The organism is Undibacterium pigrum, assembly GCF_003201815.1.
Lineage (GTDB): Bacteria > Pseudomonadota > Gammaproteobacteria > Burkholderiales > Burkholderiaceae_D > Undibacterium > Undibacterium pigrum.
This window is the reverse complement of sequence record NZ_QJKB01000007.1, coordinates 100,288-124,642: the sequence shown is the minus strand read 5'-3', so window position 1 is coordinate 124,642 and position 24,355 is coordinate 100,288. Positions and strand designations below refer to the sequence as shown.

26 protein-coding genes are annotated in these 24,355 nt (G+C 52.5%); 9 read left to right on the top strand and 17 right to left on the bottom strand.

Going from position 1 to position 24,355, the window contains the following annotated elements; all coding sequences use genetic code 11:
• Positions 1–272: 272 nt before the first annotated feature.
• The 4 genes from DFR42_RS19505 to DFR42_RS19490 form a co-directional block, all read right to left on the bottom strand.
• On the bottom strand, positions 273–1,394 hold the full coding sequence (locus DFR42_RS19505; protein WP_110256709.1) for a DUF4214 domain-containing protein: 1,122 nt from the start codon (positions 1,392–1,394) through the stop codon (positions 273–275).
• Positions 1,395–1,671: 277 nt separating this feature from the next.
• The gene (locus tag DFR42_RS19500; protein WP_110256708.1) at positions 1,672–2,559 is read right to left on the bottom strand and encodes an alpha/beta fold hydrolase; all 888 of its coding nucleotides are present in this window, start codon (positions 2,557–2,559) and stop codon (positions 1,672–1,674) included.
• A gap of 207 nt (positions 2,560–2,766) precedes the next feature.
• Positions 2,767–4,065, bottom strand: coding sequence for a type II toxin-antitoxin system HipA family toxin (locus tag DFR42_RS19495; RefSeq protein ID WP_110256707.1), 1,299 nt, complete (start codon positions 4,063–4,065; stop codon positions 2,767–2,769).
• Positions 4,066–4,266: 201 nt separating this feature from the next.
• Entirely contained in the window at positions 4,267–4,590 is a 324-nt protein-coding gene (locus DFR42_RS19490) for a helix-turn-helix domain-containing protein (protein WP_211324362.1), read from the bottom strand.
• A 192-nt stretch (positions 4,591–4,782) separates the two neighbouring features.
• On the opposite strand from DFR42_RS19490, the gene DFR42_RS19485 reads away from it, so the two are divergent.
• The gene (locus DFR42_RS19485; RefSeq protein WP_110256706.1) at positions 4,783–5,220 is read left to right on the top strand and encodes a DMP19 family protein; all 438 of its coding nucleotides are present in this window, start codon (positions 4,783–4,785) and stop codon (positions 5,218–5,220) included.
• Positions 5,221–5,268: 48 nt separating this feature from the next.
• On the opposite strand, the gene DFR42_RS19480 is transcribed toward DFR42_RS19485, so the two are convergent.
• From DFR42_RS19480 to DFR42_RS19465, 4 genes are read right to left on the bottom strand one after another with little or no spacing between them, the layout of a single operon-like run.
• Positions 5,269–5,871 carry a hypothetical protein gene (locus tag DFR42_RS19480; RefSeq protein WP_110256705.1) on the bottom strand — a complete coding sequence of 201 codons (603 nt, stop codon included), beginning with the start codon at positions 5,869–5,871 and terminating at the stop codon, positions 5,269–5,271.
• Positions 5,868–6,407, bottom strand: coding sequence for a hypothetical protein (locus DFR42_RS19475; RefSeq protein WP_110256704.1), 540 nt, complete (start codon positions 6,405–6,407; stop codon positions 5,868–5,870). Before DFR42_RS19475 ends, DFR42_RS19480 begins: the two co-directional genes overlap by 4 nt.
• A 47-nt stretch (positions 6,408–6,454) precedes the next feature.
• The gene (locus tag DFR42_RS19470) at positions 6,455–7,039 is read right to left on the bottom strand and encodes a hypothetical protein (RefSeq protein WP_110256703.1); all 585 of its coding nucleotides are present in this window, start codon (positions 7,037–7,039) and stop codon (positions 6,455–6,457) included.
• A 29-nt stretch (positions 7,040–7,068) separates the two neighbouring features.
• The gene (locus DFR42_RS19465) at positions 7,069–7,533 is read right to left on the bottom strand and encodes a VOC family protein (protein ID WP_110256702.1); all 465 of its coding nucleotides are present in this window, start codon (positions 7,531–7,533) and stop codon (positions 7,069–7,071) included.
• A gap of 430 nt (positions 7,534–7,963) precedes the next feature.
• Between DFR42_RS19465 and DFR42_RS19460 the strand changes: the two genes are divergently transcribed.
• On the top strand, positions 7,964–9,019 hold the full coding sequence (locus DFR42_RS19460; protein WP_170133587.1) for an ankyrin repeat domain-containing protein: 1,056 nt from the start codon (positions 7,964–7,966) through the stop codon (positions 9,017–9,019).
• A gap of 282 nt (positions 9,020–9,301) precedes the next feature.
• Here the strand turns inward: DFR42_RS19460 and DFR42_RS19455 are convergent, their stop codons facing one another.
• From DFR42_RS19455 to soxR, 3 genes are all read right to left on the bottom strand, one after another.
• Entirely contained in the window at positions 9,302–9,883 is a 582-nt protein-coding gene (locus DFR42_RS19455; protein WP_110256700.1) for a DUF6882 domain-containing protein, read from the bottom strand.
• Positions 9,884–10,257: 374 nt separating this feature from the next.
• Complete coding sequence (locus tag DFR42_RS19450) at positions 10,258–11,100, bottom strand: hypothetical protein (RefSeq protein ID WP_110256699.1); 843 nt, start codon at positions 11,098–11,100, stop codon at positions 10,258–10,260.
• Between the two features lie 31 nt (positions 11,101–11,131).
• Positions 11,132–11,599, bottom strand: a complete 468-nt coding sequence (soxR, locus tag DFR42_RS19445) for a redox-sensitive transcriptional activator SoxR (protein WP_110256698.1) — start codon at positions 11,597–11,599, stop codon at positions 11,132–11,134.
• Positions 11,600–11,682: 83 nt separating this feature from the next.
• On the opposite strand from soxR, the gene DFR42_RS19440 reads away from it, so the two are divergent.
• Entirely contained in the window at positions 11,683–12,102 is a 420-nt protein-coding gene (locus DFR42_RS19440; RefSeq protein WP_110256697.1) for an ester cyclase, read from the top strand.
• Positions 12,103–12,116: 14 nt separating this feature from the next.
• Here the strand turns inward: DFR42_RS19440 and DFR42_RS19435 are convergent, their stop codons facing one another.
• From DFR42_RS19435 to DFR42_RS19425, 3 genes are all read right to left on the bottom strand, one after another.
• Entirely contained in the window at positions 12,117–14,396 is a 2,280-nt protein-coding gene (locus tag DFR42_RS19435; RefSeq protein ID WP_110256696.1) for a DUF998 domain-containing protein, read from the bottom strand.
• A gap of 193 nt (positions 14,397–14,589) precedes the next feature.
• Positions 14,590–15,231 carry an NAD(P)H-binding protein gene (locus tag DFR42_RS19430; RefSeq protein ID WP_110256695.1) on the bottom strand — a complete coding sequence of 214 codons (642 nt, stop codon included), beginning with the start codon at positions 15,229–15,231 and terminating at the stop codon, positions 14,590–14,592.
• 95 nt (positions 15,232–15,326) lie between these two features.
• A complete protein-coding gene (locus tag DFR42_RS19425) occupies positions 15,327–16,562 on the bottom strand; it encodes an MFS transporter (RefSeq protein WP_110256694.1) in 1,236 nt (411 codons plus the stop codon).
• A gap of 257 nt (positions 16,563–16,819) precedes the next feature.
• Here DFR42_RS19425 and DFR42_RS19420 point away from each other — a divergent pair, with 257 nt between their 5' ends.
• The 3 genes from DFR42_RS19420 to DFR42_RS19410 all read left to right on the top strand — a co-directional run bounded on the left by DFR42_RS19420 (position 16,820) and on the right by DFR42_RS19410 (position 18,816).
• On the top strand, positions 16,820–17,722 hold the full coding sequence (locus tag DFR42_RS19420) for a LysR family transcriptional regulator (RefSeq protein ID WP_110256693.1): 903 nt from the start codon (positions 16,820–16,822) through the stop codon (positions 17,720–17,722).
• A gap of 160 nt (positions 17,723–17,882) precedes the next feature.
• Positions 17,883–18,368 (top strand): arsinothricin resistance N-acetyltransferase ArsN1 family B, encoded by a 486-nt coding sequence (locus DFR42_RS19415; protein WP_110256692.1) that lies wholly within the window; start codon positions 17,883–17,885, stop codon positions 18,366–18,368.
• A 4-nt stretch (positions 18,369–18,372) separates the two neighbouring features.
• On the top strand, positions 18,373–18,816 hold the full coding sequence (locus tag DFR42_RS19410; RefSeq protein WP_110256691.1) for a GNAT family N-acetyltransferase: 444 nt from the start codon (positions 18,373–18,375) through the stop codon (positions 18,814–18,816).
• 180 nt (positions 18,817–18,996) lie between these two features.
• Here DFR42_RS19410 and DFR42_RS19405 read toward each other — a convergent pair whose 3' ends face one another.
• Positions 18,997–19,683 carry an SOS response-associated peptidase family protein gene (locus DFR42_RS19405; protein ID WP_245937020.1) on the bottom strand — a complete coding sequence of 229 codons (687 nt, stop codon included), beginning with the start codon at positions 19,681–19,683 and terminating at the stop codon, positions 18,997–18,999.
• A gap of 205 nt (positions 19,684–19,888) precedes the next feature.
• On the opposite strand from DFR42_RS19405, the gene DFR42_RS19400 reads away from it, so the two are divergent.
• Together DFR42_RS19400 and DFR42_RS19395 are read left to right on the top strand one after the other, a co-directional pair.
• On the top strand, positions 19,889–21,265 hold the full coding sequence (locus DFR42_RS19400) for an acyl-CoA thioester hydrolase/BAAT C-terminal domain-containing protein (RefSeq protein ID WP_110256689.1): 1,377 nt from the start codon (positions 19,889–19,891) through the stop codon (positions 21,263–21,265).
• 87 nt (positions 21,266–21,352) lie between these two features.
• Positions 21,353–21,835, top strand: a complete 483-nt coding sequence (locus DFR42_RS19395) for a hypothetical protein (protein WP_146218903.1) — start codon at positions 21,353–21,355, stop codon at positions 21,833–21,835.
• 271 nt (positions 21,836–22,106) lie between these two features.
• On the opposite strand, the gene DFR42_RS19385 is transcribed toward DFR42_RS19395, so the two are convergent.
• Positions 22,107–22,763 carry a hypothetical protein gene (locus tag DFR42_RS19385; RefSeq protein WP_110256687.1) on the bottom strand — a complete coding sequence of 219 codons (657 nt, stop codon included), beginning with the start codon at positions 22,761–22,763 and terminating at the stop codon, positions 22,107–22,109.
• Between the two features lie 78 nt (positions 22,764–22,841).
• Complete coding sequence (locus DFR42_RS29280) at positions 22,842–22,985, bottom strand: hypothetical protein (RefSeq protein WP_170133586.1); 144 nt, start codon at positions 22,983–22,985, stop codon at positions 22,842–22,844.
• Between the two features lie 104 nt (positions 22,986–23,089).
• Here DFR42_RS29280 and DFR42_RS19380 point away from each other — a divergent pair, with 104 nt between their 5' ends.
• Positions 23,090–24,295, top strand: a complete 1,206-nt coding sequence (locus DFR42_RS19380; RefSeq protein ID WP_211324361.1) for a hypothetical protein — start codon at positions 23,090–23,092, stop codon at positions 24,293–24,295.
• The last annotated feature ends 60 nt before the right edge of the window (positions 24,296–24,355 follow it).

Here is a 24,355-nt window from a genome sequence, read left to right as displayed (position 1 = left end):
GGGCGTTGCAGAAAAAATGTTCGCGAGTATTCACGATTGCTCACGATTATTCAACATAAACAGCCGCGGGCATCAGCTATGCCGCTGTCTCACCGCAGACTATAGACTGAGTGCGGACTTGCCGTGATCATGGATGGCAGGCAAATGCAGCGGCGGGCGACCAGATCCTGATTGAACTATGCCACCCAAAAATCATAGCCTGCCCGCCCCTTAGCGCAGTAGTACCGTAGCGCCGCAGCGCCGCTTCATTGCATTGCTCACCTCATCAAGCACTAGCCCAGCCACTCGGTATAGACAATACCGTTTTGTATCTGCCCTATGACTTGCGCCTGGTTTTCTGTGCTTTCACAAAAACTCGCGAGTGCGCCTGCGGGTGTGATCTGGCCGCGGTTGATCTGGTTGGACCAGTAATCAAAACCCGCCTGGTCTGGTGCGCGGTGCAAGACATTCTGGTAGAAATTCGTGATCAGCGTCGCCGTGCTGGGGAAAGAACCATACAGTTTCTGGAACTCTGCCGACTGGAAAAATCCTGCAGCCACCTGGGTAAGGCTGACACCATGGTCCATCCTGTCTATCCAGTATCCCAGCCCTGCCAGATCAGGCTTGCGGCCAAAGGCAGCCTGATACAGACGATAAGCCTGGCCAGCCGCGCCATCCAGATCAAAGGCCAGTGCAGCGTCGGTGAACAGCAGACGCTCTACCTGCGTCACAGTGTCAGTACCATCTGTGCCTACCACATCCTTGATGACAAAATTGCCGGTGGTGCCAGTAATCGAATATTCACCCAGCCTGCCCGACATGACGAGAAAATCAGTGCCAGTGCCGCCGTTGATGATGTCATTGCCCTTGCCATTGTCGATGAGATCATGGCCCGCCCCGGCAACGATATTGTCATCGCCAGTCGTGCCAACGAGGTGATCATTGCCACTGGTGCCATAGATATTCTTGCCTGCCACAGAATTGATATTAAGGCCGAGAATATAGTCAGTATTGGCATAGGCCAGATTGCTGACCTTCACAAAAAAATCACCATGGGTATAGCCGCCAGCATAGGCAAAGCTGATGCTGCCGTCAGTGCTGGTATTGGCATAACTGATGTCCACGCCAGACAGCGGATTGCCATTGATATCGGTGATCTCAACCTTGATGCCGCTGAAGGTTTCGCGCCATTCATTGGTGGGGCTGTAGTTGTTGACCGGGTCAGTCGATACCACCAGCGTATAGTTGCCGGGGCCATCCAGATTGAGCTGATACCAGTCCGTCAGGTCAGATGAAGACATCTTGCCAAACGACACCATGCCCTGGCTGACCTGGAAATTGCTGCTGCGTGAGTTCGAATCGTAACCCTTGGTTCTTTCATCGAAAACCGTCGCGTCGCCATATACGTATGCCATAAATCACTCTCTCCGCCCACATCAGGTGGGCACAAATAATCACAAAGCAGTGAAAACCGGAGAGCTAGCTATTGCCAGGCAATGAAATACCCTGCGTGCAGGCAAGCTGCTCATCCATCCTGTTTCTGAGAGACAATCCGCGGTTACCTCTTGCTGCATTAACGCAAACCGCACATGATTGGATGACAGCATTGTCAAAAAGCGTTAAAGATAAGGCGATTTTTGAGAAAGTATAGCGTGGCAGTACCCAAGGTACTGCCACAATCTTGATGACTGCCTACTTCAAAAAACCCCTGACCTCAGCCTGGAATTGTTCAGGCTGGTCCCACATGATGAAGTGGGCGCTGGCAGGGATGCGTTTCAGGCTGACATCTTTTACGTTAGCATAGGCCATTTTGTAGAAGCCATCCATTTGTTCAGGGCTGAGTGGCACACCATTGGGCACGACATACAGGACCGAGGTAGGCACGGCGATGTTTTTCAGCTCTGGCGTCAGGTCTGTCGTGAGCAGCTCATGATAGGCGCGGGCAGAAACATCCGGGTCACTCTTCAAGCCGTCTTCCACAGCAGGCGGGCGCATGGCGGCGTTATTGATCATGCTCTTGATCGTCGCCTCTGTTCTTTGTGCACGCGCTTCTGGCGTAGTGCTACGCATCTTGAGCAGCATATCGTCGGCCACGGGTTTGAGGCTTTGTGCCGTCGTGCCTGGCGGCCCAAACATCACGCCCAAAAACGGCAACATATCCACCACCATCAACTTGCTGATCGCTTGTGGATGGCGCGCCGCCAGCATCATGCCTATGGTGCCGCCCATGGAATGACCAATGACGATGGGCCTGTGCATGCCCTGCACTGCAATATAGCGGGCAATTTCTTCTGCCACTGGTGCAGCCACCGGGCCTTCGGTATTGCCACCGACCGCCTGGCCAGCGAAGCCGGACACTTGCACCAGGTGATAACGATAGCCCGGCACCGCCTTGACCATCTCAGCCCAGACGCGTGGCGAAGAACTCAGGCCAGGCACCAGAATCACATCCTTGCCCTCGCCTTCAGTTTTTACGGTGATGCGCTCTGAACTAAAGCCAGCAGCCCAGGCAGCCACGGGGCTGAGTGCGGCGCAGCTGAGCGCCAGAACGGTTTTAAGCAAATGACGACGGAGTAACATGTTTGGCCTGTTAATCATTATATAAAGAACAGCATTAAAACACAGAAACCATGTGCAAAGCTGAGACTAACGCGTTTCTCCATACGCACCCCACCTTGCTCTGTAGGAGCGGCTTCAGCCGCGAAAACATCACACAAACAGCGATAAGCGACACGGCATGCTGTTCGCGGCTAAAGCCGCTCCTACAAAAAATAAAAAGACCCGGTTTTATACCAGCGCCACACCACCTGCCAGCCTGGCTGTCACCGCATCCCGCACCCTCGCTGGTGCTATCGCCAGTATCGCAGGCCATTTCTCCTTTGCCTGTTGCACGGTCTGCCGCGCAATTTGCATGAGGCGGGCTTTGCGTAAGACCCTGGCCTGGCTCAATAGCTGATCCATGTCTTGCCAGGTAAATGTCTTCAAGCTCGCATCGATGGCCTTGTTGACGCCATAATGGTCAGCAGGTACATCGGCAAACAGGGCCGTCACGCAGACCGGGTCATAGGCCGGAGCGAGTTGCAGGTGGCGGCCATCTGGGTAGATCACGGCCCAGTTTTTCAAATGGGCATCGGTATTGCCCATGAGGATATAGGCGACAAAGCGTCGCACGAATTCTGCCGTGTCTTGCACGGCCTGGCTGGAGAGGTTTTCCAGCACATTCAGGATGGCGGCATAATCGGTCAGCAAGTCCTTGCCGTATTTGTTTTTGGGGGCGTATTGCAGCAGTTGCGCAAATTCTTCCATATGCACACGCCGCCCCTGCTCTGCGCGGTCAAAACGCTTGACCACCAGTAAATCATCAAAGGGCAAGTTGGCTGGTAATTCAGCATCTGCACGCCCGATGATGCTTGCTTGCGCACACTGTATGCCCAGCGCCTGCAACAGGGCAAAGCCGCTCGCCTCATTATGTGCCAGCTCAGGGTGAGTGATAGTTGGCAGCTTGAGTATGTAAGCACCTGGCGCACCATGACGTTTGATCAGATAACGTCGCCCCTCCTGTACCGCAGAAAACTTGGTGACCACGCCGGGTATGGCCGCTGCATCGGCCACAGGGTCTTCGACAAAGCCTGGCTCCAGTACATCCTTGCCCATGGTGGTATGCCACAGGCGCACAGCGTCGGGCACACCTTCACGCGCAGGCACGGGTTCAACTTCCAATGCGCCCATCAGATCATGGCCAGCGGCGGCCAGCAATTCAAACTCATCATCGGTACCACACTGCCGTTCCCGCGCCAGGCGTTCACGGTTATGGCCTTCCGGCAGCAGGTTCTGGAAATACACTGGCCATTTACCATCGGTACGCACCATGCGTATATCCCGCTCAGAACGCAAGATGGCCTGCGTGGCAGCCTCGTTCACACCCTGATAGGCCAGCGACAGTATGGGACGATTGGCATCGCGAATATAGGCTTCATCAAACGACAGCCGCAAGATGTCACCGTAGGCAGACAGATAGCCAATAGCCGTCTTGCCCGTCTCGGGGGTGTGCAGATAGAGGCGCAGGTAGCGGATGGAGGTGGTCATGGCTCAAAGTAAAGTATGGGGAGTAGGTTGGATGACTTGGTAGGTTGGATGACCTGGTAGGTTGGGCTACGCCTTATCAGCCCAACACTGGGCATCCACAGACGTATACGTTATTTAAACGCCCATTGTTGGGCTGGTAAACCGTAGCCCAACCTACGAGGCGCGCCCCGACCTACAGACAAACTACATACGCCATGCCCCCTACCCTCGCTCACGCGCCAGCAAACTATCTACCACGGACAAGGGTGCATCTATCCCCTGCTCTTGCCCCAGGTACTTGCCCCCAGCCTGTATGAAAGACAGCAAGGGCCCCGTCAATTCCTGGGGCACCAGCATCAATTCCAGCCCCAGCGCCCTGGCCATGACTTGTATGGTGGACAGGCGCGGGTCTATCTGCCCGTGCTCGGTACGCACCACCGTCATGCGGCTCAAACCAGCACGCTCTGCCAGCTCAGACTGGGACTGCTTGCTGGCCTCACGCATGGCATTTAACTGCTCAACAATATTGATCATGATAGTACTCATAGTAATCCTGATGAGTATCAATATACGCCAGCATGGGCTTTTTTCAAGTTAAAAATGCGATTAAACTACTCATATTTATATTTATGAGTAGTTTAATACTCATAAATTGAATGAGAAAGCTGCAAGCCCATCGATAGAGTGGCATACTATCAACAAATCAACACTAGCTCTGAATGAGCTCACAACACAGCCATGCCAACAGACAAACTACAAAATGCCATTGATACCGAGCTGCAGTCATGGCTGGCCATCACCGACTCTGGCGACTGGCAGGCAATCGCCAGCACCCATGCACAACAACTGCCACATTTGCTAGCTGCGCGTTTTGACTACGACATCAGCCAGGGTGGCTTTGCCCAGTTTCTTTACAATATGCGGGGACATTTGCTGGCACAGATAGAAGACATGCTGATCGCCGCCAGGGCAGACATTGCGCATGATTATTATGTACAGGCGATCAGCCTGTGTCTGAAAAACAAAGCTGATTACCAGCGATTCCTGGCCAGTAACTATATTGAAGCAAATCCTTTGAAAGACCAGCTACAGTTACTCAGCGTAGCTTATTTTGGCAAGCGCACAGATTTCAAATCCGAGGCCCATGCTTTTCTGGTGAGTGGTCTGCCAGCTTGATGCCTTGCGAGACAAACGACCAGTTATCTGCCATCACCAGCAGCGTGATCACCAGCTTTCATGCGAAAGTTTGTTGGTCTTGGATGGCAGGCTGTCAGATGCAGGCCCTGGCTTGCCCGCATCCTTCAGCCGCGCCAGCTTGACGTTGGTCATCGTCGCCAGCGCCAATAAAATTCCTCCCCACACTGCAAAAAAAATCACCGAGCCCCAACGACTACCATGCATCCAGAAATCTTCATCAGGTAAAAAAGCACGGCTGTCATTCCTGGCCCATGAAGGCAGTTTCACTTTGTGGCTACGAACATAAAATTGCAGCACATATCCATCCTCAGGCACTGCGCCAAATTCCCTGATCAAGTCTTCTGAAAACTCTGTGCTGCTGTAAAAGTGTGTCGCAGCTTTCATGCGATAGTCTGCTGACTTCCAGTAACTGAAGTCCTCGCTTGCAGGCATGCGCCCATGCAATTTCTGGAAAGCGGCCACGTATTCCCTGGTGGCTTTGATGTAAGCAGCGTTTTTCTCATCGACACTGATGTATTGATCGAAGCTGGCAAAGGCCACATACAGCGACAGCAAAAAGTAAGGTATGCCCAGGACAACAAACAAGCCAGTCGCCAACACATTCAACAACTTCAAGGCATAAGTTTTCATACCTTTTTTTGCGTGTTAACTTCATCTTCATCCCGCCAGCCCATGCTACTGATGGCGGCCATGGTAAACATCAATATCCACCACCATGCGCCAGACACAACATCAGCCCAGCGGCTACCGTTCGACCAGAGGTTGGATTCGTAAATATAAGCATGCCTGTCGCTTTTAGACCAGGAAGGGTAAGAAGCCTGGACAGACCCGGCAAGTATGCTCAAGACACAGCCATCTTCCGGAGGTGGACCATATACTGCGATCAATTCCTCAGAAAATTCCTCATTATAATAATCGAGGTCCCCCCGGCCCGTATAGCTTCTGCTTCCTACCCAAAGAGAGAAATCATTCCTGGTGGGTGTGCGTGAATACTTGCTCTTGAAAGCATTGACATACCCGGCAGCAGCCTGGATGGCGGCATAGTTGTCATTATCGATTTTCACATAATGATCGACAGGCACGACTGCCGTATAAATACTGATCAGCAAACCCGGCAAGCCCGCAAGAACAAACAGCAAGCTCATTAAAAAATTGAATGCACGCATACACTATTATGGCTGACCAGCTACCATTCATCAACAGGATACAAGAGCTAGCCGCCATAGGCAGACATGGCACAAGAAAAAAAGTGCTCACGCAATGGCATTGGCTGGCAAGTCATCGCACCAGAAATTTTATCCAGCCGCTGCTGCTTTGGCATCCCTGCAGAGTCAGGCACATATAACACTCCTTGCTCGCCTGAAAACGGCAAATGCAGGCTATAAGGAAAAAAAACATAAGGAGGCTGGCCGCCATCGGCATAACAAGTCAGTATTTTTCCACAGTTATCCGGGGATTGATTCTGGACTTGAGCTACTTCGTTTTTATAACGATTGTGGAACAAGCTGACATCCACATGTGCAGCAAAATCAGACGATGGCAAATACCAGAGCGCCAGCCAAGATGCCAACACCAGGGCCAGCCGCCAGCTACGAGTAAGCCCTTGCTGACTAAAAAACCCCGGCAACAGCATCAGCGCCCTGAAACTGGCGTAAGCCCCAACAGCAAACACCAACAGTAATATCAAGACAAAACCCAGCAAGGAGAGCTGTATATAAAATGCAGAAAAAACCAGCGCCAGCGCGGCAAAAAAACAAACAGACAGCGACGATGAAGTACCTAAGTCTGGAGTCTTCACGGGCAATCGATCAAATCCATGCCCTGCATTCAAGCCTGCCCCATCATTTTGGCAAACCTGGCGCGCATCTCTTCATACGACACATCTTCCTTGCGGCTGGCAAGCAACCAGACATGGCCAAAGGGGTCAGTCAGGGTGCCGCGCCTGTCACCATCAAACTGGTCCGCCACGGCCATGGTGGCTGTGGCCCCCAGCTCAACAGCGCGGGCGAAAACGCTGTCCACATCGTCTACATACAGATGCAGCGAAACAGTAGAGCCACCCAGACTCTGCGGGCCACGATAACCCATGTCAGGGAACTCATCTGCCAGCATGATGTGCGCATCAGCTATATCGAGTTCAGCATGCATGATCTTGCCATTGCCATCATCCAGGCGCACCAGCTCCTTCGCACCAAATGCCGATGTATAAAACTCCAGTGCCGCAATGGCTCCCTGGACGATAAGATAAGGTGTCACGCTACGATTTGCAGCAGTTGCAGGTAAATTGCTCATGGATGACTTTCAGGGTGAGGGGTCGGACAGACAGAAAAACAGCAAGCATCCATCAGCACCTGAGTGCCATGATGCATGCAAACCGGACAGCAGCAGTATGCCTGGGACGCTTGGCCACCAAACCGCCAGCACCTTGGGTATTTGTATTTTATCAATGAAATGGATATTCAGGTAAACGCGATGCGCCAGGCGAATATTTATCTATGCTGCTTACGCTCTCCCATAAAATATTTGCCTGGGTCATATGAGCAGGTAAGATGCTATAAATTCTTGCCATGCCAGACTATCCGTCCATGAATGCCCTATGTCTATTCTACAAAAAGCCTCACTCTTACTACAACAACTACGTAGCCGTTTAAACAGTAGCATAGTTACCCTGATTTACGGGCCAGAGCAAGCTTACGTCGACACAATAAACCGGCGCAAAGCCATGCAAAATGGACGCGAGCAATATCAGGCATATGCAATCAAAAGTGATGGCTTGAAGTTGGTTCCGATAGAAGCCGATTCCATACGGATAGAGCTTGGCAACGACAGCACTGGCAGACCATTACACACTGTTATTGAACTTCGTCCTGAGGGCGTAGCGCACAAGGTCATCACGATCGCTAGCTATCCCGACGATTATAAAGACTTCGACAACATGATATCGCTGCAGATAGAACATTATTATTCTCATCAAGTCAGTATCGCTGTCAGCTACAGGCAAGATACTCGCAGCCCCTATGATCATGGATTTGGATTACCACCGGAAGATACTTACCAATCTGAAGGTGAAGTTGAATATACCTTGTCCACCAAGGAAAGACGCGACCTGGCTTATATGTTCAGCCACTCCTGGGATGGCGTCACACAATCAAGTACGCTGCGCCATGGCTGGGACAACAACCGCAAGCGATGGGCAGCAGCAGTACAAACAGCGAACTGGAAACAAGTCATCACGTTATTGAACAGGGGTGCCAACCCAAATGACTGGCAGTTAAGCGGCGCCACAAAAAATACGCCCTTGCATTGGGCGGCTGAGGCAGCTGCCCCCATCGAAGTAGTTCAGGCCATGCTGGACCTGGGTGCTTGGCGCACGATCAAAAACGCCGCAGGTGAACGCCCTGTCGATATTGCCCGCCGCTACGGTCATGCCCACTTATTCGACCTGCTGGAGCCAGTTATTCTCCATCCTTATCCTATCAGGGACATGGAAATTATCCAGGAACATTTCTGGCATTTCCTGCAAAGAATGAGCAGCATGAAAATACATCAGTTGCGCTGCCCTGAACTTAGCATATTAATGGAGCTGCAAGAGCCACAAATGTCTTTTAGAATACCAGGCATGTACGGTGGAGAAAATTACAAGTTGGATACCGAATCCAGCCATGCCAGACTCGTCATTGAAAGCTACTCCAGCATGGCAAGTTCAGGTGGTTCAGCTCCAAGGCGAGAAATTACTGTCGACGGGTGCAGACAGATAGAATCAGTCCGTGAACAATAAGATGGGTAACTAGAACTCATTTCATAAATAGGATGAGTGCGAACAAGACGATTTGGGATGCAGTGCAAGGCGTGACCCGCTGCTAAGGCTCTTGCCTTAGCGAGGGGCGCAACGCTGCAATGCGCCCAAATCGTCAGTTCCCGGAGGGTTTGCCTCATAACGCGCGCTGGACTGCGTTGGACTCGTTGTCAATAGGCAAAGCTATTGACTGCCTCGTCCGCCTTGCCAGCCCTCGTTATGAGGCAAACGCATCTCACCCTATTTATGAAATGAGTTCTAAACTCACTGCGCCGCAGGATACTTCACATCTGTAATCACCATAAACACATACCCACCATCAAACGGTGCACGGTAAATGCCTTTGGCTTTCAGGAGGTAATTGGCGACTGCCGCCATTTCCCAGGCGTCGTTCAATTCACCGGTCCAGCTGCGCTCTGTCAGTTTTTTAAACTTGTGTTTTTCGCCCAGGCCCTTCATCACTTCCAGGCGTTTGTATAAGGCGGGGGTGATACTGCCATTGCCCCAGCTCCATAGCCAGGTTTTATCGCGTTCGGAATACGAGCCTACAAATTGAAACCTTGCCAGCAATCTTGGCTGGCCCTTGTCTGAAAATATCAAGTCACCCGTTTTCTGGTCCACGTCCCAGCGTTCATAGCTCAAAATTTTGTAATCATCTTCCAGGGATTGCTGCGTGGCCTGCGCATAGCTGGTGCCAGCGGTGATGATCTTTTCCCAGTCAGACTGGCGCGCCTGGGCGCTTGTTGCCAGCAAAGTCAGCAGCAAACTCAACAAAACCAGCAGGCATGCTGACTGCTCATAGCTGGCAAACATCTGCCATGGGCGATAAGACTTGCTTGCTTGCATAGAATCTCCAGCGGAAACATTAGCGCAACATCACAACACCCAGCAGCACCCATGCTATCCCAGAGAAATAAAAAACAAAAAAATTCCAGGAAAGACGGTGATACAAGGCCCATAGCAAAATATAACCGGGTACGAGCAGGCACAACAAGGTCTGCACAATACCATAGCCAAAAATATTCATGGTTACGTATAGATGCCATAACACGAGAAACGCACTGCCTGACAATAATATAGCCATCCCCAGGATATACATATACGCTAAATCCATATTAATTTAATATGACAATGTAGCACAGTGCCTATAAAAATACTGCTTCACCAGGCACAGAAATGACAACCATCCGTGCAGAGTCAGCATGGAGCATACTGCCCTGCTAGGCACAGGTAATATTCACGCGCGCTACTCTCGTACGCAGGCGTGCTGCCTGCTGTTCATCAAATTTAATTCCATCAAGCCAGATATTGTTTAACGCAGGCAGTGCCTCCAGCCGGGGAATAAGTTCTGCTGCATCCAGGCTGGGCATATCGTCAAAATTACCCAGTGACAAATATTCCAGTTGCGGCAGTTGCGTCAGCAAATCCAGATCAGCTATAGTCACTTGCGTCGCCCACAGGTCCAGCGATTTAAGTTGTGTCATGCGTGTCAGATGCGCGAGACCGGTGCCTGTGATTTTGGTCGCACCTATATCAAGTGAGTGTATTTTTTTGCTTGCGCTCAGGGTCAAGGCCATGGCGTCATCGAACTCTGTGCTCTCCATGTCTAGCGCTGCCAGATGCGGATGCGCCAGCATCATGTCGATAATATGCGGTGACAGGGTCGCCCCCTGCATGCCCAATTCGATCAAGGACGGTGCTTGCAAAACCGCGGTAACGTCCTCTTCTGACAAATAGAAATTAGCCCGAAAAATCTCCAGCGAGCTTGCATCAGCAAACCCAGGCAGCTTGCCCGGCCCTTCAATTGCCAGTATGTCCAGCACACGCAAACCCGGGATTTTAATGACATGCTGCATGGCCTTGCGCGTCACGTCACACCACAGCCAGAGATTCTCGACTGATTGCAAGGCTGGCAAAGCTTGCGCCAGCTTGACTGTCAGCGTGGGCAGTTCCGAAAAATTGAGTTGATGTATCGCTCCTTTGGCACGCAAGTTTCTAATATCTGCTGGTTTGATCTTGCCGCTCAGCTCCGCATCATTTCTTTGTTCATCGCTATTTGTCATTGATTATTTCATTCTCTTAAGAATAGTTTTCTTACCTTGTTTCCACACCCAGCAAACGCGCCCCTGCCCCCTCTTCTGACAGAGTATCCAGCGGGTTGCGCAGTTTGCAGGCCTTGATGGACAGGCAGCCGCAGCCTATGCAGTCGCCCAGTTGCTCGCGCAATTCCATGAGCTGGCTGATGCGTTCATCGAGTTCGGTCTTCCATCGCTTTGATAACCTGGCCCAGTCGGCCACGGTGGGGGTGCGGCCTTCTGGCAGTTCTGCCAGCGCCGCATGGATGGATGCCAGCGAGATACCCAGGCGTTGCGCCACCTTGATGACAGCAATGCGACGCAATACATCACGCGCATAGCGGCGCTGGTTACCCGCATTGCGCTGGCTGTGGATCAAGCCTTTGGCTTCGTAGAAGTGCATGGCCGATACCGCCACACCACTGCGCGTCGCCACCTCACCCACTGCCAGTGGTTTGCCTATATCTTGCGGATTAATCCTTGCCATGAAATTCTCCTTGACCTCAAGTTAAGTTGAGGTTTTACACTAGCTTTCATCACCCTTCAAGCATTATTTCCGGAGAAATGAAGATGACTGCAACAAACCCTGCTGAACAAAACCTGCAACATCAGGAACTCGTGCGCCGTCTGTATGAAGACTGCTTCAATACCGGCAAGCTTGAGCTTGTGCCAGAAATAATCGCTACCGACTTTAGCAGCAACCGGGGTGAACATGGTCATGCTGAATTTACCGCCAATATCGCAGGCTTGCGCAAAGCCTTCCCTGATGTGCACTTCGTGATTGAAGATATCTTTGGCGCGATGGACAGGGTGGCCGTCAGGTGGAGTTTCAATGCCACTCACAGCGCCCCGTTTGCTGGCACGGCTGCCACTGGCAAAGCCGTAACGCAGCAAGGCAATGTCATTTACCAGATCAAGCATAACAAGATCGCACAGGCCTGGGTACAGATAGACAGGCTGGGTCTCATGCAGCAATTAGGGGCATTGTGATTGCAGGCTCTTCATCAACGGCAGTCAAGCACGCGGCGCTTGCACACATAGTCACGCAAGGGCGCAGGGAAATTCTTTGGATCACGCGGCTTGTTCAAGGCATATAAACCTGGCTCTATCTTGTCTATATGCTTGTTTGCCTGATTTAATACTTGCCTGAGTTCGGTATCACTCAAGACATCCAGCAGGGCAATCGCTAATTCAAGTTTGTCAGTTTCGTCGCTGACATTGCTACCCAAAAATGGAAAGAACCAGGTCTCGCCGGTTTTTAATCCTGCATTTGGTTTTGCACCGGCTTTCATCAAAATTTTTAATAACTGGGGTGGGCTTTCTAGAATGCGTGGCACCAGCTTGATAAAAACACTGGTCACACCTCCGCCATTGACTTGATTCAGCTCTTCCCCATTTAGCCGCATCCTTTGATCAATCTGAGCGATCAGTTGCTTATTATCCGAGACCACTTCCTTGAACTGATAATCGTCCTTGCGTCTATGCCTGCGCAGCGTCCAGGACAAAGCAGGAGAAAACAAGCGATCATCTTCATAATGAGTTTGCAATATCGTCTGCGGATCACAACCAGTTTTTAAAACAGCCAGTATCAACTCCGGTGGAAACTCCGCAATAATAAGGTTGAGCAAAGGTGCATGACGCTCTCTGCCTGCGATAGTCACCGATATGCTTTGGCATAAATCCAGTTTTTGCGAGTTCAGCACTTTGATCCATTGCAAATGATCATTGCGCTTCAAGCTCGCGTCAAACAATTTTTTCTGGTACACACTATTATTTTCTGGCGTTTCATCAACAATATTGGGCACTATGCCAAGTCGCCATAATTGCTTGCCTTCACAATCAATCGGCAGTTTCAATGCCACCAAAGCCTCAAGGAAATCCAGTCGTCTATAAGCATGCAAGTCGCTTAACACTCTGCACACTTCTTCTTGACTTTGTTTGGCACTGAAATATTTAATATCGGTTTTCCCCTGCTGATAAAATGCCGGGGCAAGCAAGCTAAAGATGGCGAGATCATGGCGTTTAATCGCGCAGTCCCTGATCACAGAAGAAAGCTGCATCAGCGGCATCCAGGGCTTCGACGAACCATCACCCTTTGTTTCTTCCTCAATACGCTGGCGCAGAGCGGCCTCATTACCATTACATGCTTCTGCATACAATTCAGAATCGCGTGGGTTGATGCTGCCGTCGAGATAATCGCGCTTTTCTTTTTTGCTCTTTTCCAGGGCATCGTAGCTGGACTTTTCTACACTGGCCTCACGCTCCAGATCAATACAGAGTGGCAGGCTGGATTGCTCAAAGCTGGCCTTCCAGGCAGAAACATTGTAAGGATACTGAATATCTGCTTTCCTGACGAAACCCACATTGATACTACGACCAGGAAATTTTACTTTCCCCTCAAGCAGCGCAGTAATGCCTCGTTTCTGATCCTGCGTCTGCGTCTGTTCCTGTGCCTCATATTGAGGGAAATGCTCAGCTTTGCAGACTGTGGATGAGCGCATCAGAGCACGGCTTTTCTCTTGCCCGGACTCATTCTGAAGCACATACGGACCTCTGTTCAAACCCGGGAATAAAAAAACCTGGTTGATCTGGTACAAGCCTGCCGGCAAGACCGTTCTGGCCTGCGTGTCCGATTCACGAAAACTGTAATTCGCCAGCGCGGGCAAGTCCCGCAATGGGCGGCCATTCAAGCTCACGGTTTGATCACCAAATGAAGTAAATGAGGCGACCACACGCTTATCGCTGCTCATCTCAACAAGCTGGACTCCGCCCTCCAGAGCCTCCAGTATGGCGTTGCCATATCTGTCCAATACGATGTCGTCGGTAATGCGTACAGAAGAGACTATAGTCAAGCCCAGCGGGGTTTGTGCACTGCCGAGCTCAGGCCGGATATACGCTGTCGCTGTGACTTTTTCCAGCACCACAGATCTGCTTAGCAGGGCAAATTTTGCCTGCCGGAATTTAGGTTGTAGCGAACTAAAGAAAACCAGCCCCCCCAGCAATACACAGGCAAGCAGCAACTGGATTATGCCTATGGTCTGTACTAGCCGCATTGACACCGAGGTGCTATTTGACAGCAGTGCCAGTGGCGGGAACAACATGACCAGGAAAAGCGGGACGACTATCATCAATACCTGCCCCATTGCCGCTTCACCACCGTGCCTGGCACCCATCCCTAGCAGCATGTATAGCATGAAGCAGCCTGCCACCAGGCCGGGAAGATACAGCCACAAGGCCCAGCGCAATTTGACGACAAGTGAGGTAAAGCGATCCGGCTGATTCATAAGCGTGGCAAAGATGGGCAATTGAGATGTAACTTCGAGGACGACAAACAAACACAGAGAGTATCCATACCGGATGAGTATCTCAAGCTTTTTGTGCCGTTTAACCTGGAATATACAGTTTGCTTGCCAGCGAAAGTACCAGTTAAGAGGGAATCAAAATAGTGTCAGCTTTTTGATCGCTAACAGGGCAAGTTCAATGCAAGGCACCGGAAAGTAAAATGTTTTTCCCTTGCGCCTGCGGCACAGCAGATAACAAAGACTTCGCAACATCAGCCGCTGCGACTGGCCGGTAGTTTGCAGGAATGAGGAAGCCAAATACCTTGCTGAATGCGAGCCCCAGTTTTTCACCGCGCCGCACTGGCTGGCCTAAAGCATCCCGGTCACCAACCAGCAGAGAAGGCCTGGCGATGACCAGCCCTTCAAAGGCCAGTTTTTCCAGCGCCTCTTCCAGTTCACCTTTGACGCGATTATAGAAAACCCCAGAGCTGGCGTCTGCCCCCATGGCGCTGACCAGCCCCAGTTTTTTGACGCCCGCAGCCTGTGCTGCCCTGGCCACAGCCAGGTTGGCATCATGGTCAACGGCACGAAAAGCCTGCTGGCTGCCAGCGACCTTAATGGTCGTTCCCAGCGCCAGATACACTTCATCTGCCTGCGGCAAACCCGGCAAGCTGGCAAAGTCGACGACATGCGCTGTCAGTTTTGGATGTGCCATCGAGGGTAGCTTGCGGCCAAGGCTATGCACTTCAGTCACGCTGTCATCAGCCAGCAGGCCCTCAAGAATTTCCTTCCCTACCATGCCGTTTGCCCCGGCGATGATGACTGTTCGCTTTGCCATGCCAGAATTCCCTGATGAATTGAATGACTGTCTCGTTGCTTTATCTCCTGCAGACTGCCATTCTAAGCCAGCTCGCGCAATTCAGCCTGCTTATATCAAACAGCCACCACAGGTAGCAAAGTCCGCAATCTCAGGGTGATCATCAAACCCACGCTGAGTATGCCGCCCAGCAGCATGACCACGCCAGTCCAGCCGTGGCTGGCCCAGACCATGCCCGTGAAGGAACCAATTAGACTGGAACCCAGATAGTAGAAACACAGGTAAATCGCAGAAGCAACTGCCTTGTAGCCCTGTGCACGGCGAGCCACCCAGCTGCTGGCGACTGAATGAGAAGCAAAGAAACCAAAGGTGAACAAGGCCACGCCAGGGATCATGACAAGCAGGGAGTTCGACAGGCTCAGCAGCAAACCCACCATCATCACCAGCAAGACTATCCACAGCACACCACGGCGGCCTATACGGTCTACCAGCCGCCCTACCCATACCGAGCTGCCCATGCCCAGCACATACAGCAGGGCAATCGCCCCCGCCGTACTCTGGCTAAAGCCAAACGGCGTACCCTGCAGGCGGTAGCCTATATAGTTATACACACTGACGAAACAGCCTGTCAGCATGAAGGCCAGGCAGAACAACATGCACAGGCCACCATCGGCCAGATGCAGGCGTACGCCCTGATGCAGGCTGTCCCAGACCCGGGCAGCTGGTTTGAAGTTGCGCGCCAGCGGCAGGCTGCGCCAGAATTCCCATGCGGCATAAATGCCAGCAACACCGATCACCGCCATCGCCGTGCGCCAGCCAAAGTGATCACTCAACAGGGCTGACAGCAAGCGCCCTATCATGCCGCCCAGGGCACTGCCAGCGATATACAGGCCCACCGCCGTGCCCATGGCAGCGGCCTCAATCTCTTCGCCCATATAAGCCACCGCCACTGCAGGCATGCCCCCCAGGGCAAAACCCAGCAAGCCCCGCAAGAGCAGCAACTGGCTAAAGTCTTGCGTCAGCGCGCACAAGACCGTGGCAATGGCCGCCAGAGCCAGCGCCGCCACCATCATGGGCTTGCGGCCCACACGTTCACTGATGGCGCTGCTGATCAGCAAAGAAAACGCCAGCGATAAAGTCGATATCGACAAGACCCAGCTACTTTGCGCCGGTGTCAGCGCAAATTGCAAAGCCAGCGAAGGCATCAGTGGTTGCATGCTGTACAACAATGAAAAGGTAGAGAAACCGCCAAATATCATGGCGCGGGTGATATGCCGGAATGCTGGCGTGCCTGCGGCGATGCGGGTGGGCCGGCTTATTTGCTGCGACGGGCTAGTGCTGGCGACGGTCATGATGGTGTGGCTGGACGATCAGGGAGTGCCCATCTTATATTTGCGCTTTTATAGCGTCCAATATATATTTAAGGCGTTAGTAATACATTTTTTAGATGATTGAATGATGGGCGCGGTTGTGATTTCGTAGGTTGGGCTACGCTTCACCAGCCCAACACTCGGCGCTTGAATAAAGTATACGTTTGTTGAGGCCCAGTGTTGGGCTGATAACCCGTAGCCCAACCTACACCAACCAATTTACACTCTCCCACACCCCCATGGAACTCCGCCACCTCAAATACTTCATCGCCGTCGCCGAAGAACTGCACTTCACCCGCGCCGCCGAGCGTCTGCACATAGGCCAGCCGCCGCTCAGCCATGCCATACAAATGCTGGAGGCCGATGTCGGTGCGCAGTTATTTGAGCGCAGCAAACGCTGGGTGCGCCTGACGGAGGCTGGCAAGCTGTTTTTGCAGGATGCGCGGCATATCCTGGCCCTGTCCGAGCAGGCCAGCGAAAACGCCCGCCGCGCCCAGCGTGGCGAAACGGGCGAGCTGCGCATAGGCTTTACTTTCTCGACGCCGTTCACGCCCCTGTTTGCCGCCATCATCAACAGCTACCGCCAACAATATCCAGATGTGAAGCTGACCTTGCGCGAGATGGCAACCAATAAGCAACTCGAAGCCTTAAGCCAGCACCACCTTGATGTAGGCTTCATACGCCCGCCAGAAGGCGGCGAGCTGGCGCGCGGAGTATCGTCACCACTGCGCTTTCGCAAACTGCGTGAAGACCCGCTGGTGGCCGTGCTGCCGAGCACCCATGTGCTGGCGAAAAAGAAAAAAGTCCCGATGAAAGACCTGGCACAGGAACCCTTCATCATGTACCCACCCAGCGCAGGCACCGGCATTTACCCGCACATATTGCGGCTATGCCACGCTGCAGGCTTTGCCCCAAAAATCGCACAAGAAGCCAACGATGCCTCCACCATCATCGGCCTGGTGGCAGCAGGCTTTGGCGTCTCCATCTTGCCCGGCTCGTTTTACACTATTCATTTTGATGGTATCTGTTACCGCCCTATTGCAGATGCAGAAGCGACCACCTCACTGCTGCTGGCCCAGCGCAAGGGTGAAATGTCGCCACTGGTGGATGCGTTTGTGAAGCTGGCTGGAGGCCTGGTTTGACGAGAGCATTTTTAAATTAATCCCGTACTTAAACACAGGCCTCAGGCATTTTGCTGATAAGCTTGCTTTTTCACATGCCCTCGCAGGATCTTCAAGCACTTGCCATTTAGGCAAAGGCAGACAGTGTGCGAGCGTCATAGCCAACCTCACCTTCAACACCATGATAAGAACAGCCACGCCAGCAGACGCCGCCGCCATCGCAAGCATCTACAACCACTACGTCGCCCGGACCACAATCAGTTTTGAAGAAAACCCCGTCTCTGAGCAGGAAATGAAGCAGCGCATCGAGAATGTCAGCGCCAGCCTGCCCTGGTATGTAGAAGAGCAGGATGGTGAAATCCTTGGCTATGCCTATGCCACCCCATGGCGGGTGCGCAGTGCTTATCGGTTTTCTGTGGAAAGCACGGTCTATGTCGCCGCCAGCCATGCTGGCAAAGGCATAGGAAAGCGCCTGTATCAAACCCTGATCGCCGACCTGCGCCAGCGCGGCATCCACGTTGTGCTGGGCGGCATCGCCCAACCCAACGTCGCCAGCGTCGCCCTGCATGAAAGCCTGGGCTTCGAGAAAGTCGCCCATTTCAAGGACGTAGGGCGCAAGTTTGAGCAATGGGTGGATGTAGGGTACTGGGAACTGCGGCTGGATTGACAACATGAAAAACAACTGGAGCATACGCCCGGCAACGCACGCGGATATCGCCATCATTACCCGCCACCGCTTCCATCGTGAAGATGAACAACAACAAGACCTGGATGCTTATGCTAACTGGCTGGCAGGCACACTGGCGGCGGGCAATTACCTAGGCTTGCTGGCCCAGTCTGGCGACACCGTGGTCGCTGGTGCTGGCCTTTCGATACTGGACTGGGGGCCAATCCGGGGTGATACACAAGGCCATCGCGGCAGGATAGTCAATGTCTATACCGCACCAGACTGGCGCAGACTGGGTATCGCCAGGGCACTGGTCGCAGGCGTGCTGCAACTGGGCAAAGAGCGCGGCCTGAAAACATTCAATCTGAGTGCTTCGGAACAAGGCCAGGCGCTGTACCAGGACCTGGGCTTTGTTTCTTATCCGACGGAGATGATATACAGAGCATGAAGGCAGAACAGCAAGCCAAGTCCTTCTTTGGTATTCGCAGCGAGATCAGAATGAACAGCAGCGCATTGGGCATTTGCCATTCTTGACTAACACCGCTCTTGCAAGGACCTTTAACTCGAGAATAACCTTCACTGCAAAAAATACTTCGCCACCAGACCTCGATGTAAGATCAAGGTCATTTCAATCAAACAAATCCATATTAGCAGGCACAATAATCTGCGGCTTTTTGGGCATTTTGGGCTTGATGATCCTGGCCACCTTCTCCACTGGAGGTTTAGGGAAAAACTCGCCAAACATGCGTTCTGCCGGATATGGCCGCAAGAAAGCGCGGGCAAATTCCGGGTCGCGGCAGGATAGCCAGTCGTCAAAGTCTTCTGGTGGCACGATGACGAGGGAGCGTTTTTCTTCGCCGGGTTTGTGGAAGCGCTTCATGAGCGGATGCTCGTCGGCGTTGATGGTGATCTGGGTGAAGGAATAACTGACGCTGCCGTCTTCCTGTGGCCACTCCTTGTACAAACCAGCGACGGCAAAGTCGGGTTCTTCGATGAGACCTATGCGCCAGCGTTCTGCCTCACCGCTTTCATAATTGGGTTCAAAGAAGTTTTGCATGGGCACCAGGCAAAGCTTGCCACTGTGCCAGGAAGGCGCATAGCTGCGCAGTGCCCCCAGCGTCTCTGCCCTCGCGTTCATGGTAGAAAAGCGTTTAACGCCGGGCTGCATTCTTGACTTGGGTATCATGCTGTAGGCACCCAGCAAAGCCTGGCGATTGCCATCTGCATCATGCACGATGATGGGGGCATCATAATCCTGCCAGACTTCAACATCCCAGGCTTTCATGCTCTTGCCGTGGACTTTAAAGTATTCCATCAGCTCTGGACGTGTGGGGGTGTAGTTAATGCACATTTTAATTATTGCTGAGGTGGCAGACGTGTTGAAGATCGCTATTTTCTCACAACATCAGCCATGGTAAAAACCACCCGCGATTACCGCCCTGCTGCACTTGCACAGTCTGGCCTTGTCTGGTTATAGTCCTGTCTGCATATTATTCAAAAAACAATCCGGAGACCAGGACATGTATCTTCATCACTATGCCGAACCTTTGCTATCCAGGGCATTAGCCAGCCTGCTCTTGCTTGGCGCCTTCAGTGCACATCATGCCAGCGCGCAAGAAGCCGCCAGCTTCAGCATGACAGCCAGCAACCCTGCACTGTCTGGTGAGCCTCTGGGCATCAGCCTCAAGGGCTTGCAGCCAGGCCAGACGGTCAATATCCTTGCCGAGCGCCGCTTTGCCCCCAATGCGCCCATCTATATGTCAACTGTAGAAATGCAGGCCGATGCGCAGGGTAATATCACGCTGGCCACAAGCGCATCAAAAGCAGGCAGCTATACCGGTGTGGATGCGGCTGGCCTGTTCTGGTCCATGCAACCCAGCAATAAAGTCGATGCAGACTGGCAAGCCGCAGAAACCCGGCTGACCGCACTGGCAGGCCAGCAACAACTGGCACAAATGAAGTTTGCTCTGCGCAGCAGCATCACACCCGTCAAGACTGAAACCATCGGCGGGCATGCCGGTACTAAGATTTACCTGCCCGCCACCAGCGTCAACGCTGACAGCAAACCACCTGTCGTCATCATCCTTGGCGGTTCTGAAGGCGGTGATTCTGCCGGACGGCGCTTTGGCCTCAAGCTGGCAGCCCGCGGCTTTGCTGCCGTCAGCTACCCTTACTACTCGCCCAACACACCACGCGGGCAGGAAGTGCCAGGCTTGCCCAAGGACTTTATCGACATCCCCATCGATGGCCTCGATGCCCTGTATAAAACCCTGGCCGCACGCAATGACATAGACAGCAGCCATATCGCCTTGATGGGCGGCTCCAAAGGTGCAGAGATGGCATTGCTGTCTGCCAGCCTGTTGCCCTGGGTCAAAGCCGTGGTCGCCATCGCCCCCAGCGACCTGGTGTGGGAAGGTTTTGCCATGGACAGGCTGCTCGAAGCTGGCCGCTATGGCAGCTTCAGCTATCAGGGCAAACCCCTGCCCTTCACACCCAATGCCGGGCTGGACAAGGCCTTTGCCACCACCCAGCCTGTGCTGGGCCATATCTACATAGAAGGCCGCAAAGCCAACCCTGAACGCGCCAAAGCTGCCCGCATCGCGGTAGAAAACTTCAAGGGCAAACTCTTGCTGATTGCCGGTGGCGACGACCAGATGTGGCCAGCGCTGGAAATGGCCAACAACATCGTCACCAGCCGCAAAGCTGCGGGGCTAGAGACAGAGCTACTCTCCTTCCCCAAAGCCGGGCACCTGGTCGGTGGCGATGGCTATAGCCCCAATGATTACCAAACACCGTTTGCCATGGGTGGCAATGCCAGAGAAGACGGACAGGCACAGACTATTGCCTGGCCTGCGACGATGGCGTTCTTGAAGAAGGCTTTGCAGGGTGGGAAGTAGTGGCAGGCGGGTAATCGTGATGTAACATGCAGGGTAGAGAGTTATCTTGCACCACACTTACCCTCTACCTGGAAGGAAGCAGTGTCCATGGTATCAAGCGCATCAGTAATTGAAAGCAATATGAATCCGACATACTCGTTTACATCCAATCTTTTCAGTGTCCTGCCTGGTGAAGATGACGAGACCAATCCGGCGTGTTATGGAAAAGAACTGGGCAACTGGCTATGCGTGAAATTCAAGGAGCTTGGCTACGAAGTTGAAGAGTTGATACCTGAAGACTGGGGCTGGTGTGTCATGTGCAGGAGAGATAGTTATTTGCTTTGGGTAGGCTGTGGTTCCCTGCTGACAGAAACCGCCGCGGAAAATTTTGATCCAGCCGTTACGCCAAAGCCATCAGATATCATCTGGCGTGCCTTCGCGGAAGTGGAAATTCCATTTTTCTATTTCAAGTCACATTTTTTAAGTATGCTGGGGAAACTCGATACAAAAACAGCTTATGAAAAATTAGATCGTGAATTGAAACAAATACTAGAGCAGGAACCCGGTATACATTTTTGCGAAGAGCCTTAAAAGCCCTCTCCGATCTTTGCCTCTCTTCAAGATCAAGTCAAGGTATGCTGAGACAGGCAATTGTACTAACCTGTCAAGGAAAGCCATTTCGTTCTTTATCTGTGTTTCCGGTTCGTTCAAATAGAAAATTCCGGTGCATGAAATGCGCTGTCGTGCATGAAGGCAGACAGCGCTGGTGCATGGCATAACAGTGATTACCTGTAGTGTGGGAGATTTCAAGGCTACTGGGGTAGCAGCGCTTAACCCTTAGGATCAGGCCAACATCTCAAAGCTAGCCTATCCGCACCACTCCTAGCCTCTCCAGATAAGCCGCTAGCTCTTGCGCTTGCTCATGCAGGATAATTGCATAGGGATAGATGGATGTCTGCTTTTTGAACAGCAGGCTGACATGCTGGCCAGGCAGGTAGAAGTGGCGCATTTCGCGCTTCCAGGCCAGGACCTTGCCTGCGCTGCCGACGCGGTAATAGCTGGCGATATTACCCTGGAAGTGATATTCGGCATTGAAGGGAGCCGCGGCTTTGGCGACTTTGAGCATGCGGTTTGTGCTGTTTCTGGCAAGCCAGTTCCAATACGGGCCAAAGAATTTTTCATTCTTTGCGATACGCTTATTCTTGTCCCAGTGCAGGACCAGCATGATCAGGAAAAAAACAGCAAATGCCACCTCTAGCCTGATACCATGAAACAGCAAGCCACCCAGTGCAAACAGCAGCACACACAGACACAAGCCGGCAATGCTCAGATATTTGACGATGGTCGTCAGCCGTGCTGCCGTTTTTGCTGGCATCATGCGCTGGCGTAATGCCTTGAAGCGGCCATGCAGCAACTGTTGTAACTCTACATCCAGCCTAGCTATAAAGGCCGGTGTGATATGCGTATTGAGTTGTAATTGCGCATGCCCCTGGCCTGCAGTATGGATAGTTTCTGGCATGGTAGATGACTGGGTTTAGCGAGAAATTGGCAGTCTAGCACAGGCCACAAAGCGTACAAGACTGCCGCAGCAATGCATTTACTCTTCCTCTTCCAGTGCTTGTGGCATGGCCTGGCCTGGCTTGCTGGCTTGCTGGCTTGCTGGCTTGCTGGCTGGCTTGCTTGCTTGCTTGCTTGCTTGCTTAAAGAGTTTGCGATTTTTCTCATCTGGCAAGGAAATCATTGCATAATTGCTAGCACTCAACTGTCCGGCCACTTCAGGTGAATCAGCAAGACCTGTGAGAAGAATGACGCGAATAAAAATTTCACGCAAAATACGGAGACTTCATGCATAAAAAGATCACTGGCATCCTGGCAGTTAGTTTGTTGGGAACGATATTGGCAGGCTGCGGTGGCGGCTCAGGCGGTGGTAGCAGCAATGTGCAGGATAACAGCACGCAAATCCCGGTCAGCACTGGCCTGGTGCCCGTGATATTGCCGGGGCCGGTTCCAGCAGATTCTCCTCCGCCGCCAGCGGGGGCAACGTACTCCATGTCATTGGCGATCCCGCCACGCCATCAGTGGAATGCCAATTACGGTTATTGTGGTGAAACAGCCTTTATCAGTGCGGGTTTATATTATGGCCAGTATGTGTCGCAATACACGGCGCGCGATGCGGCAACCCCGGGCATCAACCAAACCGACGAAAAAAGCCAGTTGCTTGTGTCAGTCAATGATTTGACAGCCGCAGCCAATATGCATCTGACGGCAGTTGAATGGGATGGGCAGGCAAACATGGTTAGCACCAACCAGTATCTGGCCTGGATCAAGGGCCATGTGCTGGCAGGCTATCCTGTGATCATGGGGGTCTATGTCAATTGGTATGCGCCTGGTGGCAATCCCTCGGCAGGTTTTTCCAGCTATGACCATATCGTGCCGGTCAATGGCATTGCCTCCAACCACCCTTTGGTGCCGGGTTTTAACCAGACTTACTACCCTGACGATATTTTGCAGATCAGTGACAATGACGGCACCAACAATGTCAACTACCCCAATCAGTTTACGGCGCCACCTGTCGCGGCAGCATATTTGTTCCAGTATGGCTTCGACAAGTTCCAGATGACGCGGGTACAGGCGAATGCACCAACTTCGCCACCTTATTCGCTGGCCTTGCACACCAATAGCAGCAATCAAAATTCAGCAGTGGCAATCACCGGTATCATCGACTTGAATAAGGAAACTGTGCCAGTGCGCCTGGCAACGAATTTGAACTACGAAAACCCTGCCATGAGCAAAGGCTCAAGCACGCCGCCAGCAGCAGCTCCATTGACACTGACCGCCACCGTTTACGGTTTGACCGCTGGTGTTAAATATAATGTGTATCAATACAATTCACTGAAGGCCATACCCAATTCATCCTTCAACGCCAATGCCGGCGCGGCTTACCAGAGCTTTACTTTTACTGCCACCAGTTCTACCTATGAGCTGCCGCCGGTAAAAATCATGTCTGACCAGACGGCGGCTTTCCGCGCAGTGCCAGCGTCGGCACGTTGAAGCAGCTTTAGCCACGAACAGCAAGTACAACATTGCCCGGATTACACTTATAGCCAGCAC

What these genes read in the sequence shown, in the direction of transcription:
- DFR42_RS19505 (WP_110256709.1), bottom strand. Translation starts at nt 1,394, where the DNA reads ATGGCATACGTATATGGCGACGCGACGGTTTTCGATGAAAGAACCAAG.
- DFR42_RS19500 (WP_110256708.1), bottom strand. Translation starts at nt 2,559, where the DNA reads ATGTTACTCCGTCGTCATTTGCTTAAAACCGTTCTGGCGCTCAGCTGC.
- DFR42_RS19495 (WP_110256707.1), bottom strand. Translation starts at nt 4,065, where the DNA reads ATGACCACCTCCATCCGCTACCTGCGCCTCTATCTGCACACCCCCGAG.
- DFR42_RS19490 (WP_211324362.1), bottom strand. Translation starts at nt 4,590, where the DNA reads ATGAGTACTATCATGATCAATATTGTTGAGCAGTTAAATGCCATGCGT.
- DFR42_RS19485 (WP_110256706.1), top strand. Translation starts at nt 4,783, where the DNA reads ATGCCAACAGACAAACTACAAAATGCCATTGATACCGAGCTGCAGTCA.
- DFR42_RS19480 (WP_110256705.1), bottom strand. Translation starts at nt 5,871, where the DNA reads ATGAAAACTTATGCCTTGAAGTTGTTGAATGTGTTGGCGACTGGCTTG.
- DFR42_RS19475 (WP_110256704.1), bottom strand. Translation starts at nt 6,407, where the DNA reads ATGCGTGCATTCAATTTTTTAATGAGCTTGCTGTTTGTTCTTGCGGGC.
- DFR42_RS19465 (WP_110256702.1), bottom strand. Translation starts at nt 7,533, where the DNA reads ATGAGCAATTTACCTGCAACTGCTGCAAATCGTAGCGTGACACCTTAT.
- DFR42_RS19460 (WP_170133587.1), top strand. Translation starts at nt 7,964, where the DNA reads ATGCAAAATGGACGCGAGCAATATCAGGCATATGCAATCAAAAGTGAT.
- DFR42_RS19455 (WP_110256700.1), bottom strand. Translation starts at nt 9,883, where the DNA reads ATGCAAGCAAGCAAGTCTTATCGCCCATGGCAGATGTTTGCCAGCTAT.
- DFR42_RS19450 (WP_110256699.1), bottom strand. Translation starts at nt 11,100, where the DNA reads ATGACAAATAGCGATGAACAAAGAAATGATGCGGAGCTGAGCGGCAAG.
- soxR (WP_110256698.1), bottom strand. Translation starts at nt 11,599, where the DNA reads ATGGCAAGGATTAATCCGCAAGATATAGGCAAACCACTGGCAGTGGGT.
- DFR42_RS19440 (WP_110256697.1), top strand. Translation starts at nt 11,683, where the DNA reads ATGACTGCAACAAACCCTGCTGAACAAAACCTGCAACATCAGGAACTC.
- DFR42_RS19435 (WP_110256696.1), bottom strand. Translation starts at nt 14,396, where the DNA reads ATGAATCAGCCGGATCGCTTTACCTCACTTGTCGTCAAATTGCGCTGG.
- DFR42_RS19430 (WP_110256695.1), bottom strand. Translation starts at nt 15,231, where the DNA reads ATGGCAAAGCGAACAGTCATCATCGCCGGGGCAAACGGCATGGTAGGG.
- DFR42_RS19425 (WP_110256694.1), bottom strand. Translation starts at nt 16,562, where the DNA reads ATGACCGTCGCCAGCACTAGCCCGTCGCAGCAAATAAGCCGGCCCACC.
- DFR42_RS19420 (WP_110256693.1), top strand. Translation starts at nt 16,820, where the DNA reads ATGGAACTCCGCCACCTCAAATACTTCATCGCCGTCGCCGAAGAACTG.
- DFR42_RS19415 (WP_110256692.1), top strand. Translation starts at nt 17,883, where the DNA reads ATGATAAGAACAGCCACGCCAGCAGACGCCGCCGCCATCGCAAGCATC.
- DFR42_RS19410 (WP_110256691.1), top strand. Translation starts at nt 18,373, where the DNA reads ATGAAAAACAACTGGAGCATACGCCCGGCAACGCACGCGGATATCGCC.
- DFR42_RS19405 (WP_245937020.1), bottom strand. Translation starts at nt 19,683, where the DNA reads ATGGAATACTTTAAAGTCCACGGCAAGAGCATGAAAGCCTGGGATGTT.
- DFR42_RS19400 (WP_110256689.1), top strand. Translation starts at nt 19,889, where the DNA reads ATGTATCTTCATCACTATGCCGAACCTTTGCTATCCAGGGCATTAGCC.
- DFR42_RS19395 (WP_146218903.1), top strand. Translation starts at nt 21,353, where the DNA reads ATGGTATCAAGCGCATCAGTAATTGAAAGCAATATGAATCCGACATAC.
- DFR42_RS19385 (WP_110256687.1), bottom strand. Translation starts at nt 22,763, where the DNA reads ATGCCAGAAACTATCCATACTGCAGGCCAGGGGCATGCGCAATTACAA.
- DFR42_RS29280 (WP_170133586.1), bottom strand. Translation starts at nt 22,985, where the DNA reads ATGATTTCCTTGCCAGATGAGAAAAATCGCAAACTCTTTAAGCAAGCA.
- DFR42_RS19380 (WP_211324361.1), top strand. Translation starts at nt 23,090, where the DNA reads ATGCATAAAAAGATCACTGGCATCCTGGCAGTTAGTTTGTTGGGAACG.